Annotated in this window: 13 protein-coding genes; 5 read left to right on the top strand and 8 right to left on the bottom strand. The window is 47.3% G+C overall.

Annotated features, from left to right (window positions below; all coding sequences use genetic code 11):
- Positions 1 to 135 precede the first annotated feature (135 nt).
- The gene (locus tag KNO73_RS06380) at positions 136 to 2,595 is read left to right on the top strand and encodes a transglycosylase domain-containing protein (RefSeq protein WP_214811289.1); all 2,460 of its coding nucleotides are present in this window, start codon (positions 136 to 138) and stop codon (positions 2,593 to 2,595) included.
- Positions 2,596 to 2,635: 40 nt separating this feature from the next.
- Here the strand turns inward: KNO73_RS06380 and acsA are convergent, their stop codons facing one another.
- Positions 2,636 to 4,342, bottom strand: a complete 1,707-nt coding sequence (gene acsA / locus KNO73_RS06385; RefSeq protein WP_074036486.1) for an acetate--CoA ligase — start codon at positions 4,340 to 4,342, stop codon at positions 2,636 to 2,638.
- 155 nt (positions 4,343 to 4,497) lie between these two features.
- Here acsA and KNO73_RS06390 point away from each other — a divergent pair, with 155 nt between their 5' ends.
- From KNO73_RS06390 to KNO73_RS06400, 3 genes are read left to right on the top strand one after another with little or no spacing between them, the layout of a single operon-like run.
- Positions 4,498 to 5,127, top strand: a complete 630-nt coding sequence (locus KNO73_RS06390) for a GNAT family N-acetyltransferase (RefSeq protein WP_215112229.1) — start codon at positions 4,498 to 4,500, stop codon at positions 5,125 to 5,127.
- A gap of 11 nt (positions 5,128 to 5,138) precedes the next feature.
- The gene (locus KNO73_RS06395; RefSeq protein ID WP_012726747.1) at positions 5,139 to 5,771 is read left to right on the top strand and encodes an acetoin utilization AcuB family protein; all 633 of its coding nucleotides are present in this window, start codon (positions 5,139 to 5,141) and stop codon (positions 5,769 to 5,771) included.
- Entirely contained in the window at positions 5,768 to 6,937 is a 1,170-nt protein-coding gene (locus KNO73_RS06400) for an acetoin utilization protein AcuC (RefSeq protein ID WP_214683955.1), read from the top strand. The genes KNO73_RS06395 and KNO73_RS06400 overlap by 4 nt, the downstream gene beginning before the upstream one ends.
- A gap of 53 nt (positions 6,938 to 6,990) precedes the next feature.
- On the opposite strand, the gene ccpA is transcribed toward KNO73_RS06400, so the two are convergent.
- The 4 genes from ccpA to KNO73_RS06420 form a co-directional block, all read right to left on the bottom strand.
- Complete coding sequence (gene ccpA, locus KNO73_RS06405; protein WP_074033452.1) at positions 6,991 to 8,004, bottom strand: catabolite control protein A; 1,014 nt, start codon at positions 8,002 to 8,004, stop codon at positions 6,991 to 6,993.
- A gap of 127 nt (positions 8,005 to 8,131) precedes the next feature.
- A complete protein-coding gene (locus KNO73_RS06410; RefSeq protein ID WP_078147206.1) occupies positions 8,132 to 9,223 on the bottom strand; it encodes a bifunctional 3-deoxy-7-phosphoheptulonate synthase/chorismate mutase in 1,092 nt (363 codons plus the stop codon).
- 132 nt (positions 9,224 to 9,355) lie between these two features.
- On the bottom strand, positions 9,356 to 9,907 hold the full coding sequence (locus KNO73_RS06415; protein ID WP_214683954.1) for a YtxH domain-containing protein: 552 nt from the start codon (positions 9,905 to 9,907) through the stop codon (positions 9,356 to 9,358).
- A 25-nt stretch (positions 9,908 to 9,932) separates the two neighbouring features.
- Entirely contained in the window at positions 9,933 to 10,445 is a 513-nt protein-coding gene (locus KNO73_RS06420; protein WP_012726752.1) for a DUF948 domain-containing protein, read from the bottom strand.
- A 169-nt stretch (positions 10,446 to 10,614) separates the two neighbouring features.
- Between KNO73_RS06420 and KNO73_RS06425 the strand changes: the two genes are divergently transcribed.
- Positions 10,615 to 11,727, top strand: coding sequence for an aminopeptidase (locus KNO73_RS06425; RefSeq protein WP_012726753.1), 1,113 nt, complete (start codon positions 10,615 to 10,617; stop codon positions 11,725 to 11,727).
- Between the two features lie 42 nt (positions 11,728 to 11,769).
- Here KNO73_RS06425 and KNO73_RS06430 read toward each other — a convergent pair whose 3' ends face one another.
- The 3 genes from KNO73_RS06430 to KNO73_RS06440 all read right to left on the bottom strand — a co-directional run bounded on the left by KNO73_RS06430 (position 11,770) and on the right by KNO73_RS06440 (position 14,419).
- Positions 11,770 to 12,222 (bottom strand): Dps family protein, encoded by a 453-nt coding sequence (locus KNO73_RS06430; RefSeq protein ID WP_012726754.1) that lies wholly within the window; start codon positions 12,220 to 12,222, stop codon positions 11,770 to 11,772.
- A gap of 96 nt (positions 12,223 to 12,318) precedes the next feature.
- A complete protein-coding gene (gene murC, locus KNO73_RS06435; protein ID WP_012726755.1) occupies positions 12,319 to 13,626 on the bottom strand; it encodes a UDP-N-acetylmuramate--L-alanine ligase in 1,308 nt (435 codons plus the stop codon).
- 85 nt (positions 13,627 to 13,711) lie between these two features.
- On the bottom strand, positions 13,712 to 14,419 hold the full coding sequence (locus KNO73_RS06440) for a hypothetical protein (protein WP_214683952.1): 708 nt from the start codon (positions 14,417 to 14,419) through the stop codon (positions 13,712 to 13,714).
- Positions 14,420 to 14,436 lie beyond the last annotated feature (17 nt).

Below are 14,436 nucleotides of genomic sequence, written 5' to 3' on the forward strand. Positions count from 1 at the left end.
CGATTTCAACTTGTCAACTCTTACAATGAAACTTGCACGAGACTTCGGTTTCGAGGTAAGGTGTAGGTTGAATTGTGCTATAATCGAATATATTACTGTCTAAAATAGTTTTACACCATATTTAAGGAGGCTGTCATGCTGCAGAAGATTCGAGACTTATGGAATAATCCGACGTCATTGAAAGTACGTCGTTATGCCAATGTTATGTATGATGTGTCGTGGAACGTCCTACTCCTGACCATCATTTCTGTTGTACTCATCGGGTTTTTAGGTGCTGGAATTGGTGTCGGATATTTCGCGTCACTCGTCAAAGATATGCCGACCCCGGCTTATAAAACGATGACTGCGCAAATCAATACGTATACATCGACTTCCAATATTTACTTCGGAAGCGGGGAGCGCATCGGGAACTATACGACCGATGAGGTACGAATCCCGATTCCAGTAGAAAAAGTTTCTCCATACGTCGTCGATGCACTACTTGCGACGGAAGATGTCGAATTCTATGAGCACGATGGCGTCGTTCCAAAAGCGACGTTGCGCGCTATTTTACAAGAAGCAACAGGATCTGAAGATCGCACGGGTGGTTCAACGTTGACGCAACAATTGATTAAAAACCAAATGTTGACGAACGAAGTATCTTTCGAACGGAAAGCAAAAGAAATATTACTCGCCCTTCGTCTAGAGAAAGCGATGGACAAAGATGAAATTTTAAACGCCTATCTGAACGTTGTCTCATTCGGACGTAACTCGATGGGACGTAACATTTCAGGGATTGAGGCCGCCGCTCGCGGTGTGTTCAATACTTCGGCAGAGAAATTGACACTTCCACAAGCCGCTTTCCTTGCCGGTATCCCAAAAAACCCATTCTTCTACACACCTTACTATCAAGGTGGCGTCATCAAAGAGGACGTATCGGGTGCGGTTAACCGAATGAAAACGGTATTGAACCGCATGTACGTTGCAGGAAAGATCACGAAAGAAGAATATGATGCCGCTTATAACTACGACATCACGCAAGACTTCATGCAGACTCAGACGAAGCCTCGCGACAAATATCCGTACGTGGTAGACGAAGCAGAACTTCAAGCACGCCAAATCGTAACGGATTATCTATTGGAGCAAGATGGGATTGAAATCAATGAGTTGAGCTCGGAGGAACAGGACTCTGTCCGTTCGACTTATGCGAAGCGTGCTCATAACATGTTGCGTCAAGGTGGGTTCAACATCCGTTTGACATTGGATAAAGAAATTCACGAAGCGATGCAACAACCGGCTAAAAACGCTGGCAACTTCGGACCGAATCAAACGATTAAAGATGAGAACCGCACACTTCCTGAACAAACGTCTTCTGTCATGATTGAGAATAAGACCGGGAAAGTACTCGGATTCGTCGGGGGCCGCTATATCAACGGCAAGACCGACGATTTGAACCGCGCCTTCTGGGCAGAACGTCAAATCGGGTCGACTGCAAAACCGATTCTTGTCTATTCAAATGCGATTGAAGCTGGCATGATTACGCCTGCCACTCAAATCATCGACGAAGAGTATTTTTATAAGTTCACGGGTCCGGGACAACCGAAGAAACAGGTTCAAAACGAAGGGAAAACGTATCGCGGTGCTGTCACAGTACGCGATGCGCTCAAGCTCTCCTTGAACGTCCCGGCTGTTAAGATTTATGAAGAACGTAACCAAAAACCTGCTGATACGCAGAAATTAGTCGACATGGGGATTCCGGTATCTGAAGGAAACCGTTATGCTTCAGCGATGGCACTCGGTACCGGGGAAGTCAAGCCAATCGATTTGGCCGCCTCTTATGCGATGCTAGCAAATTACGGTGAACACGTGGAACCGTACTTCATCCAAGAAATCGAATATCAAGGTGAAGTCATTTACGAAGCGAAGCCGAAGAAAACGCGTATTTTCACAGAACGTACCTCTTATCTCGTAGTGGACATGCTCCGTGACGTCTACACGTCAGGTACTGCGACATATGCACAATCATTGCTCAGCGTTCCTGGCGATTGGATGGGTAAAACCGGTACAACGAACGATCAACGTGATTCGTACTTGGTCGGGTCGAACCCGAACGTTACACTCGCAGTTTGGTCAGGTTATGATTCACAACGCCTTTCAATGCTAGATGGTTGGGATTATGGACGTTACTATCAACGGACACAGCGCATCTGGTCGCAAACGATGAATCGTGTCTATGCGGATGACCCAGAAGCTCTAGGTGTCAGCGCCCGCTTCTCACAACCTTCAACCGTCACTTCGAAAGACTTCCAAGACTCAGGTTCGTTCTCTGAGAAGAAGAAAGTAGAAGAGAAAGAAAAAGAAGAGGAAGAGAAGAAGAAAGAAGAAGAGGCCAAGAAAGAGGCCGAAGAAGCAAAGAAAGAAGCTGAGGAGAAGAAACAAGAGGCTGCTGCCGATGCTGCCGCTAAGAAAAAAGCTGAAGAAGAAGCTAAACAAAAAGCAGACGCCGAGGCAAAGAAAAAAGCTGAGGAAGAAGCGAAGAAGAAAGCTGAAGAAGATGCTGAAGAAGCCGAACAACAGGCTGAAGAAGAGGCTGATGCTGATGCTAACGGTGAATAAACAAAGGGTCGACACACGATGTGTCGACCCTTTGTTTATCTTAATCTTCCATCGTCGAGAGGTCACCTGTTTCAAGATTCAATTCCCAAGCCTTCAAGACACGACGCATGATCTTCCCGCTTCGTGTTTTCGGCAACTTGTCCTTGAATTCGATCTCACGTGGTGCTGCATGCGCAGCCAATCCTTCTTTGACGAATTGCTGGATTTCTTGTTTTAACTCATCAGACGGTTCATAACCTTTACGTAGCGCAATGAACGCTTTGATGATTTCACCTCGGACCGGGTCCGGTTTTCCGATGACACCCGCTTCAGCCACAGCCGGATGTTCCACGAGTCGACTTTCCACTTCAAACGGTCCGACCCGTTCTCCTGCTGTCATGATGACGTCGTCGACCCGACCTTGGAACCAGAAATAGCCGTCTTCGTCCATATAAGCAGAATCACCTGACACATACCAATCTCCCCAGAAGTAACTCTCATACTTCGCATCGTTCTTCCAAATCTTCCGCATCATCGACGGCCAAGGCGTCTTGAGTGCCAAGTTCCCCATTCGGTGTGGTGGAAGTGGTTGACCCCGGTCATCCAAAATAGCCGCTTCGCAACCTGGGATCGGTTTCCCCATTGAGCCCGGTTTGATGTCCATCGTCGGATAGTTACAAATCATCATCGCACCGGTCTCTGTCATCCACCACGTATCATGGATTCGAAGATCAAATGCTTCGTGTCCCCAACGAATGACTTCTGGATTTAGCGGCTCACCGACGGATAAAATATGACGAAGTGAAGACAAATCATACTTCTCAAACGCTTCGTCGCCAGCGCCCATGAGCATGCGGAACGCCGTCGGGGCACTATACCAAACTGTCACGCCAAACCGTTCAATGACCGAATACCAAAATTCAGGATTGAAGCGTCCACCAACGATGACGTTTGTCGCACCATTTAAGAAAGGCGCAAAAATACCGTAGCTCGTCCCCGTCACCCATCCCGGGTCAGCCGTGCACCAGTAAATATCATCCGGTTGAAGATCGAGTACCCATTTGCCGGTCATCATATGTTGAATCATCGCATTATGGACGTGGAGAACCCCTTTTGGTTTTCCTGTTGAGCCCGATGTATAGTGTAAAATCAGACCGTCTTCACGGTCGACCCACGTCAATTCGAGATCTGTCGTCGCATCGTTCGCCAGTTTACGATAATCGAGCACCTTTTCCGACTCTTCGACATCGTCCCCAACGAGTAGAATGGTCTCTAAATGAGGCAACTGATCGACCGGAATGCGCGGCAACAGTTCTTTCGTCGTCACAATCACTTTCGCTTCCGAGTCGAGCAAACGGTCGTGAACCGCCTGTTCCATGAACGCCTCAAAGAGAGGACCGACGATGGCCCCTCGTTTGATTGCACCGAGCAAAATAAAATAAAGTTCTGGCTGACGTGGCATAAAGATAAAGACGCGGTCGCCTTTCTCCACACCAATCGACTTCAGAACATTACCAGAACGATTACTTTCTTTCTTCATATCCGCATACGTGTACCGCTCTTCTCGATCCCCATCGAAATAAAGCAGTGCCACTTTTGTCGCCAATTCACTTTCCGCATGACGGTCGATGGCTTCATATGCCAAATTGACTTTCCCCGTCAAATTCCAAGAAAACAATGCTTCTGCTTGTGTCCACTCAAACGACTGACAAGCCTCTTCATACGACGCTAATTGATGCTCCCCTGTTAACGCTTTCAATTTTTCCATCGTCAAAGATTCGCCTCCCCTGTAAAGATTGGTATAACCACTTTCAGTATAGTGTTAAAATTATGACAAATCAATGAATTTCCAATTTCATCAAAAGCGGATGATTCCTCCACAATGAAAGCGCTATAATAAGAGATGGAAAAGGTGGTGACCCTATGGAAAAACAATATCATTCAAAAATGTGGCAGACCTCACAGGGGGAAGTCACGATTGATGGGCCGGTGGCACCTGACGTGTTACGGACGTATCGTCTGGATGAAGGATTGACGGCATTTCGTGAACCAGAAGATCAGCACGAAGCACTCGTCGATATTGCTGGGTTGAAAGAAGGAAGAATCATCGTCGCCAGGCAAGACGACCTCGTGATTGGATACGTGACTTTCCTCTATCCTGACCCGTATGAGCGTTGGAGTGAAGGGAATGACCCATACATCCTTGAACTCGGGGCAATCGAGGTGAGTCCTCGCTTCCGTGGTCAACGAATCGGGAAACAATTACTCGAAGTATCGATGATGGACCCACATATGGATGACTTTTTGATTTTGACGACCGAATATTATTGGCACTGGGATTTGAAAGGTAGTGGACTCTCGATTTGGGATTATCGAAAAGTCATGGAAAAGATGATGAATCACGGTGGACTTGTTTTCTTCCCGACAGACGATCCTGAGATTGCCTCCCATCCTGCCAACTGTTTGATGGCTCGTATCGGAAAACATGTACGCCAAGAGACGATTGATCATTTTGACTCGCTTCGGCTTCGCCGACGATTCATGTACGACTAAGGAGGGATTTCATGTTAATCGAACAGATGATGAATCGACATGTGGTGACGATTCAACCGACCAATACGATTGCTCATGCCGCTAAACTGATGCGCGAGCATCGTGTCCGACATTTGATTGTGACGAATCCTGCCCGACAAGTCGTTGGGATTGTCGGACAATTCGAGATGAGTGGGGCGACGAGCGTCTTTCATCCCGAAAGTGAAAACGCAGACTTTCAGAACCCTGTATCGAGTATCATGCGATCCGAGGTACCGACAGCGCATCCTTTCGACTTCTTTGAAGATGCCGCTGCCTTGTTTTACGAAAACCGGCTAACTTGTCTCCCGATCGTCGAACAAGGGAAACTCGTCGGTGTATTGACAGAGACAGATTTATTACGTTACTTCGTCCAATTGACCGGCGCCCTCGAACCGAGTTCGCAAATCGAGATCCTCGTCGAAAATACGACCGGTACACTCGAAAAAGTGACCCGCCTCCTCGCCAAAACAAACGTCAATATCATCAACGTCTTCGTTCATCCGACGAGCGATCCGTATAAACGTATCATCTCTTTCCGCGTCCAGACGATGAACCCGCTCCGAATCATCGAACGGTTGAAACGTGAAGGCTATGATGTCCTCGGTCCGGAGATGTCGCGATGAGACCGATTTACATATTTGGCGAAGACGAGACGTCTTATCGCTTTCATGAGGATCACCCGTTCAATCCGTTACGACTGGAATTAACGACATCGCTATTGATTGCAGCCGGAAAACTGTCCAAATCGGAATGTGTATCTCCGCCACTCGCTTCGGTTGAAGCGTTAGCGCTCGTTCATGACTTTGACTACATCGAAGCCGTACAAGCTGCGGGGGCAGGAGAACTTTCCACGCTGAAAGCGAATAAGTTTGGTCTCGGTACGGAAGACACTCCCATCTTTCCGACGATACACGAGGGAGCCGCACGGCTTGTCGGAGGGACGATTCATGCGCTCGATCTAGTTGCGAGCGGCAAAGCAGAGCGCGCCTTCCATGTTGGGGGCGGTCTACATCATGGAATGCGGCGCAAAGCATCAGGATTTTGCGTCTATAACGATGCGGCCGTCGCCATCGCACATGTGAGAAAACAATACGGGTCGCGCGTTCTCTATGTAGATACGGATGCGCATCATGGGGACGGGGTCCAATGGCTCTTCTATGACGATGATGATGTGATGACTTTATCCATACACGAGACAGGTCGCTATCTCTTCCCGGGTACCGGAATGGTGACAGAACGAGGTAATGGGAAAGGATACGGCTACAGTTGGAACGTACCGGTCGATGCGTTCACCCAAGATGACTCATTTTTGACTTGCTATGAGACCGTTTTACGTGAAGCGTGCGAATGGTTCAAACCTGATATCATCCTGACTCAGAACGGTGCGGATGCCCATGTCTTTGATCCACTCACCCATCTGGCATCAACGATACGGACGTTCGAACAAATCCCGCAGATTGCCTCACGCCTGGCCGATGAATATACAGACGGCCGTCTCGTCGCCCTTGGTGGCGGCGGGTATGACTGGTATCGTGCCGTGCCACGCGCATGGGCTCAAGTGTGGGCTGGATTGACGAGAGAAGCACCCTATTCTGGAGATATTCCGCGCGAGTGGATTGAGCAATGGTCTGGTGTCGCTGGTCAACCGTTACCCACTCGCTGGGACGACTCGCTTTATGCGTTTGATCATATCCCGCGCCGTCAACAAATCGAAGAAAAGAATTGGGAAGTCACAAAACGAGCCTTTTGGCCGTTCATATCAAATGACCGAAAGTCAATTTACCTATAAAAATAAGCCTCCCCTTTCCCTCACATGATGTGACGGATGGGGAGGCCTTTTGATTAATCTTGGCGAAGCGAGTCACGGCGTTCGATTCGGTGAGGAAGCACGACGTTTTTCTCTTCGATTTCTTCCGCGTTCAAAATCTTAGTCAAGAGACGCATCGCGACGGCTCCGATATCGTACATCGGTTGAACGACCGTCGTCAACTTCGGACGAATCATCGTCGCGAGACGCGTGTTATCGTGACCGACGACTTCAAAGTCGTTTGGAACCGAGTAACCTGCATCTTGGATCGCGTGGATGACACCGAGTGCCATCTCATCCGTCCCCGCAAAGATGGCTTTCGGGCAATCATCTCGCTGCAACATTTTTTGCATCGCCTCGAGACCAGACGCATACGTATAATTTCCAAGAATCATATCGTTATCATGGAATGGAAGACCTGCATCTTCAAGCGCGCGACGGTATCCAGCGAATTTCTTCTCGCCATTGATTTGTTGTTCGAGCGGTCCAGTGATAAATCCAACACGATCATGTCCGTGGTTGATCAACATCTGAGTCGCGTCATATGCGGCTTGTTCATAATCGATGTTGACGGCAGGGAGATCATATCCTTGGTTCAACGTCGCTGCGAGAACGATTGGAACCGGTGATTTTTTGAACTCTTCGACGAGGTCTTCATGCAAACGTCCACCCATGAAGATGATGCCGTCCACTTGCTTCCCTAACAACGTATTGAGTAAATGCACTTCCTTGTCACGACTCGAATCCGAGTTACCAAGGATGATGTTGTATTTGTACATCGTCGCCACGTCTTCAATGCCTCGTGCCAAATCAGCAAAGAAGATGTTCGAGATATCCGGTACGATGACACCGACCGTTGTCGTTTTTTTACTCGCAAGTCCACGCGCGACGGCGTTCGGACGATAACCAAGACGGTCAATCGCATCCTGTACTTTCTTGCGTGTTGTCGGTTTGACGTTCGGGTTTCCGTTGACGACACGAGAAACGGTTGCCATTGACACCCCGGCTTCTCGTGCGACATCGTAAATCGTTACGTTGTTACTATTCATAAACTACTCCTCCTACAAGTCCTGATTTTCAAAAAGTTTTCATAAAACATCTTAAAAAAGGAAGACAGGTATCTGTCATCCATTTACCCTGTCTTCATGCGATATAAAACGTTTCCATTTGGAAAGCTTACTTTTTCACCAAATCAAGTCGGGGAAACTGGACGGTGAGTCCTTCCACAAATTGATCGAATTGATCGAAGTCCAATTGTTGTTGCGCATCCGATAATGCAATGGCAGGATTCGGGTGCACTTCTACCATCACACCGTCAGCTCCGATGGCAAGGGCCGCTTTTGCAGCCGGTAACAACAAGTCACGACGACCCGTCGAATGCGTGACGTCTACCATGACAGGTAGATGCGTCTCTTGCTTCAAAATCGGCACAGCCGTGATGTCCAACGTATTACGTGTTGCTCGTTCATACGTTCGAATTCCCCGCTCGCATAAGATGACTTGGCTGTTCCCGCTCGCCATAATGTACTCTGCCGCATAAATGAACTCTTCGATTGTAGCGGATAATCCGCGCTTCAACAAGACCGGTTTGTCTGTCTTCCCGACTTCTTTTAACAAATCGAAGTTCTGCATGTTGCGAGCCCCGACCTGAATGATATCGACATATGGTAACGCCGATTCCACTGCGCCGGGAGTCATGATTTCCGTGATGACTCGTAGGTCGTGTCGGTCAGCTGCTGTCTTCAACAGCTTCAATCCTTCAAAGCCTAAGCCTTGGAAATCGTAAGGAGACGTACGCGGTTTATAAGCACCACCTCGCATCACTTTAACTCCCGATAATGCAAGTTTTTCTGCGACCGCATTCACTTGTTCAAACGATTCAACGGCACACGGTCCCGCAATCAATTGTGGACGCCCGTTTCCGATCGTCACGTCCTTCACGTGGACCAACGTGTCTTCCGGTTGACGCTTCCGCGAAACGAGAAGCGTTTTATCACGGTCTTCCCCTTGTAATTCAGCAGACGCTTTAAAGACTTCTTTAAAGATATGTTGAAGACGTGACGTTTCAAACGGTCCTTGATTTGAAGCGGCGATAAAATCGAGCATCTCGCGCTCGCGGACGGGATCATAACGTTCGACGCCTTGAAGACGTTTGATTTTTCCAATTTCGACGGCAAGTGTACCACGCCGACTTAGCAAGTCGAGCATTTCATGGTTCAATTCATCCATTTCTCGACGTAATCGATTCAATTGATCTTGTGGACTCATAGTTTCCCTCACATTCTTAAGCCGTTCTTTCCAGATTCCTAATTATATCGAACTTTGTGCGCTTTGTCATAAGGAAACCTTCTACGTCACAAAATCACCAAAAAAGGACCGAATGCATTCGGCCCTTACATGTCATTCATTTTTTTTAAGGTCTTTCTTCAAATCATTGAGTTCTTCTTTCGATTCCTCATCAAGCAACTCATTGACAGGTGCTTCGAGCGAATCGTTTGATTCAGAATCCGATGCGTTCGATGGATTTGCCTCTTCTTCAGCCGCACGGTCCATCTGTTCTTTCACTTCCGATTCCGCTTCCGCGACGAGCTGATCCGCTTTCTCCATCGCCTCTTCAATCGAGAGTTCGTCCTCATCGATCTGTTGCTTTAATTCTGCTGCCTCACGCGCCTTATCTTTTACGATATTGAGGACAGGTGCCGCCTTATCGCTCGCCACTTTAATCCATTCCCCAACGACCGGTTCTGCTTTCTCACGCATTTCTTTCGATTTGACAGTCAGACGTTCTCGCGATGTTGACGTCTTCTCGTCAAGGTACGTTCGAACTTCACGTCCGTTTTTCGGTGATGTTAAGAGGGCAACCGCTGCTCCGACAATCCCTCCGAGGATGACACCCGTCAAAAATCCGCTACTTGATTGATTCTGTTCTGTTGATTGCTTTTGGTCTGTCATGTGTGAGTTCCTCCCCGAAATTTAGTTATTTGATTGTATCGTCCGTTTGAATCAAATCAGGTGATACAGGTGTTTCTGCTTTCTTTTCACGTCGTGTACGGCGACGTGGACGTTCTTTTGAAGCAGATGCTTCCGGCTTGTTCTTCTTGAACAATTCGACCGCAACCGATCCCCATCGGACGGCTTGCGCAATCTGTTCTTTGTTTTCGTCTGCTGCCGAGTGGACAGATGTCGAGACGGTACGAACAGACTCGGTCACCTCGTTCAATGATGTCCCTAACTCATCAAGCGCATGAGCGACGGGTGCGAGCAATTCTGTTTTTTCTTCGACGTTGTCCACGAGACGGTTCGTCTTATGTAAGAGCGCCGTCACTTCCATTGTGATTCCATCGAGCTGGCGTTCTAAATTTTCGGTCGTGTTGGCGACGCTTCCGAGTGTACGGTTTACATTCGACAATACACGCGCCAAGAAGATGACGAGTACGACAAACGCGAGCGCCGCAATCAGGCCAGCGATGCCTCCTAATGTGATCTCCATTCAATCCATTCCTCCTATTCAATCGTTTCTTGTTTCATTATAGCACCATTATGACTGAAAAGATTTGCTACAACCGTTTTCGCCATTGGGTCTGATTATTCCTTTACCCGTTTTTATGTTTTCGATTACACTAAAATAGAAATTCATAAAAATAATTAGGGGTGATCGTGTGAGAGATCCAAGAATTACACAGTTAGCAGACGGTTTAATCAATTATTCCGTCAAGCTACAACCGGGGGAAAAGGTACTGATTGAGAACTTTGGCGTCGAGGAGTCGCTCGTTGAGGCACTCGTCGAAAAAGCATATGAGGCAGGCGGACACCCATTCGTCTTGTTGAAAGAGAGCCGTATCTTACGTAAGTTATATACGGGCGCAAGCCGAGAGCAACTCGAACTCATGGCCGACATCGAGCGTAAACAGATGCAGGCAATGGATGCCTATATCGGCTTACGTGCTGGTGATAACATCAACGAACTCTCTGACGTGCCGAGTGAGCAACAAAAACTCGTCGGTGCCACTCTTGGGAAAATGCATACCGAAGACCGGGTCAAAGGAACTAAATGGGTCGTCCTTCGTTATCCATCTCCATCGATGGCGCAACTTGCTGGAAAATCGACAGAAGCGTTCGAAGACTTCTACTTCAATGTATGTACGCTCGATTACGGAAAGATGGACCGCGCAATGGACGGATTGGTCGAATTGATGAACAAGACGGACCGTGTCACGTTGAAAGGACCAGGAACGGACCTCTCGTTCTCCATAAAAGATATTCCGGCAATCAAGTGCTCGGGTCAAATGAACATTCCAGATGGTGAAGTGTTCACAGCACCGGTAAAAGACTCGGTCAATGGCGTGATCACGTACAATACGCCATCTCCATACCAAGGATTCACATTCGAGAATGTGAAGTTGACGTTCAAAGACGGGAAGATTGTAGATGCGACGGCTAATGATACAGAACGAATCAATGAAGTGTTCAACACAGATGAAGGAGCCCGTTACGTCGGTGAGTTCGCAATCGGTGTGAACCCATACATTCAACATCCGATGAAAGATATCCTCTTCGATGAGAAAATTGACGGCAGCTTCCACTTCACGCCAGGTCAAGCGTATGATGAAGCCTATAACGGCAACAACTCATCTGTCCATTGGGATCTTGTCAACATCCAGCGCCCGGATTACGGTGGCGGCGAAATTTGGTTCGACGATGTACTCATCCGAAAAGACGGACGTTTCGTCATCGATGCCTTGCTTCCGCTTAATCCAGAAAACTTGAAATAACATAAAAATGGTGCGCCTGACAAAGGCGCACCATTTTTATGTTTATAATTTTGTTTTCTTCCCGAGGGCTGCAGACATCATCCAAATTTCTTTTTCGAGTCGTTCGATATGAGAGACGAATGTATCTTCAATCGCCTCATCGCCATCCTCAAATTTCTCCATCGCATCTTGCATCTCTTGACGGATTTGTTTGAAGTCACTGATGATGTCTTTAATCATCTGATCTGTCTCGGCATGACGATCGCCTTCTTTTAACGTCGAATGTTCAAGATACTCTTTCATCGTCGCAAACGGTTCGCCGTCATTCATTAGTAGGCGTTCTGCCACGTCATCATAAAGTTCTGCCACTAGATTATAGAGCTCTTCTAGTTTTTCATGGTACGTGAAGAAGTGCGGTCCACTGATATACCAGTGATAATTATGAAGTTTCACAAACAGTAATCCATAGTTCGCTACTTCTTTGTTCAATGTGTTGAGCGCAACTTGACTAGCCATTCCTAACATCTCCTTTGTCATATTCATCGATACTACTATTACCGAGATTTTGGATGGCTAAACATTAAAAAGAGAGACTTTCGTCTCCCTTCACACTTATGCTTCAAGTTTTACAACTTCTTCATATTCGCGCTGATACGTTTGAATATCACCGGCACCCATGAATAAGAGCACGGCATCGGCATGGTTGCGTAACACGCCTGTACCACCACGTTTTAAAATATGCGCGCCTTCGATTCGTGATTGGAGGTCTTCGATCGTGACCGTTCCTTCCTGCTCACGTGCTGAACCGAAAATATCACATAAATAGACAGTGTCTGCTTCGGCCAATGCCGTCGCAAAATCATCCATGAATGATTTCAAGCGTGTATACGTGTGTGGTTGGAAAATCGCAACGACTTCTCGATTGCCATACTTTTTCCGAGCCGCTTCGACCGTTGCACTGATTTCCCGCGGATGATGCGCGTAGTCATCGACAAGCACTTGGTCGTTTAACGTCGATTCACTGAATCGGCGTTTTACACCATTGAACGTCTCAAGACGTTCTTTCACCAATTCTTTCGGCAAGTTCTCGTAGTCGCATGTCGCAATGACAGCGAGCGCGTTCAACACGCTGTGGTCTCCATATCCAGGAATTCGGAACGTTCCGTAGAAGTCATCACGCAAAAAGACATCAAATGTCGTTCCATTTTCTGTCGATGTGACCTGTTCAGCACGGAAATCATTGTGCGCCCCGAAACCATAATAGACGAGCGGCACGTTGGCTTGAATCTGTTGAAGATTTTCGTCATCGCCACAAGCAATGATTCCTTTCTTCACTTGTTTCGCCATTTCTTGGAAAGCGTCAATGACGTCATCAAGTCCAGAGAAATAGTCCGAATGGTCAAAGTCGATATTCGTCATAATCGCGTAGTCTGGACGGTAGTATAAGAAATGACGCTTGTACTCACAAGCTTCGAAGACGAAGTTTTTCGAATCCGCCACTCCTTCTCCCGTGCCATCGCCGATTAAGAACGATGTCGGTTCGATTCCACGCATGACGTGTGCAAGCAATCCCGTCGTTGACGTCTTCCCGTGTGACCCAGTGATGGCGACACTCGTGTAATGGTTCGCGAGTTCACCTAAAAACTCGTAATACTTATAAATCGTCAATCCGAGTTCACGTGCACGCACGATTTCTGGATGATCATCACTGAACGCGTTTCCTTGCACAACGATTTGGTCTTCCGAAATATTTTCAGGATCGAATGGCAAAATTTCAATCCCTTTACGGTTCAATGCTTCTTCTGTAAAAAATGCTTTTTCAACGTCCGATCCACGGACCTCATTGTTCATATCAAATAAAATTTGAGCTAAAGGACTCATGCCCGTTCCTTTAATTCCGACGAAGTGATAACGGTTCATCTGTAAATAGCCCCCCTAATTCATTGCGGCTCGTCAAAATGCGACAAACCTTTGTCATTATAGCAAAACTCACAGAGTCGTGCTATTACAGATTATTGTTTTTTTGCGCAAGTCGTCGGCTGCGGTACATCGCCATGCGATCTTTTGGCGTCATCATCACATTTACAGGCGGTTGATCCGCTTTAAATGAGACTTGAACCGCTGATGTCAAATCTGTGGCAGATGGCACTTCTTGCTGTTCAGATGGTGTTTGTAATCTTTCTGCAATCTGCTCAAGCGACGAACCGATTTGTTCCGCCGATTCGTCAATATCTAGGTCAGTATGAGGAGTGGCATCTTGATGAGCCTCTACGACCGTCTCCTTTTTTGAACGGGATAAATCCGTTGATTGCATAAAAACAGATGAAAAGCCATTATCTAGAATCGAAACTTCACCAAGAATCGGTTTTTCTTCCATTTCCATTTCCTCGGAAATCAGCTCGTTGGACTCTTTGCTCCATTCAGGTTCAGAGACGGGTTCAGTAGATGACTCTTGGATTGGCTCTTCCGTCGTAGAATGAGTAGATGCCATCGTTGAATCATACGCATCTCTCGTTTCAGGAGAGTGTTCGACCGGAAGGACAATCTTTGGTTTCGGACGAGCATATCCATAAATCGGTGACGGGACGTCTGACGGAATAAATTCCTCGGTTACCTCTACCTTTGGCGGAGGGGAACCTTTTTGTCCTTCTTTCGACAGTTCTCGTTTGATTCGCTCTGCTTGTTGCTTCAGTGAACGTTCATATGCATCCATACTTGATTCCTCGCTTT

The organism is Exiguobacterium sp. s83 (genome assembly GCF_018617095.1).
Taxonomy (GTDB): domain Bacteria; phylum Bacillota; class Bacilli; order Exiguobacteriales; family Exiguobacteriaceae; genus Exiguobacterium; species Exiguobacterium profundum.

Bases quoted from the DNA above. Each gene is read 5' to 3' on its own strand.
- KNO73_RS06420 (WP_012726752.1), bottom strand. From the start codon at position 10,445: ATGGAGATCACATTAGGAGGCATCGCTGGCCTGATTGCGGCGCTCGCG.
- KNO73_RS06410 (WP_078147206.1), bottom strand. From the start codon at position 9,223: ATGAGTCCACAAGATCAATTGAATCGATTACGTCGAGAAATGGATGAA.
- ccpA (WP_074033452.1), bottom strand. From the start codon at position 8,004: ATGAATAGTAACAACGTAACGATTTACGATGTCGCACGAGAAGCCGGG.
- KNO73_RS06400 (WP_214683955.1), top strand. From the start codon at position 5,768: ATGAGACCGATTTACATATTTGGCGAAGACGAGACGTCTTATCGCTTT.
- KNO73_RS06430 (WP_012726754.1), bottom strand. From the start codon at position 12,222: ATGGCTAGTCAAGTTGCGCTCAACACATTGAACAAAGAAGTAGCGAAC.
- KNO73_RS06395 (WP_012726747.1), top strand. From the start codon at position 5,139: ATGTTAATCGAACAGATGATGAATCGACATGTGGTGACGATTCAACCG.
- murC (WP_012726755.1), bottom strand. From the start codon at position 13,626: ATGAACCGTTATCACTTCGTCGGAATTAAAGGAACGGGCATGAGTCCT.
- KNO73_RS06415 (WP_214683954.1), bottom strand. From the start codon at position 9,907: ATGACAGACCAAAAGCAATCAACAGAACAGAATCAATCAAGTAGCGGA.
- KNO73_RS06440 (WP_214683952.1), bottom strand. From the start codon at position 14,419: ATGGATGCATATGAACGTTCACTGAAGCAACAAGCAGAGCGAATCAAA.
- KNO73_RS06390 (WP_215112229.1), top strand. From the start codon at position 4,498: ATGGAAAAACAATATCATTCAAAAATGTGGCAGACCTCACAGGGGGAA.
- acsA (WP_074036486.1), bottom strand. From the start codon at position 4,342: ATGGAAAAATTGAAAGCGTTAACAGGGGAGCATCAATTAGCGTCGTAT.
- KNO73_RS06380 (WP_214811289.1), top strand. From the start codon at position 136: ATGCTGCAGAAGATTCGAGACTTATGGAATAATCCGACGTCATTGAAA.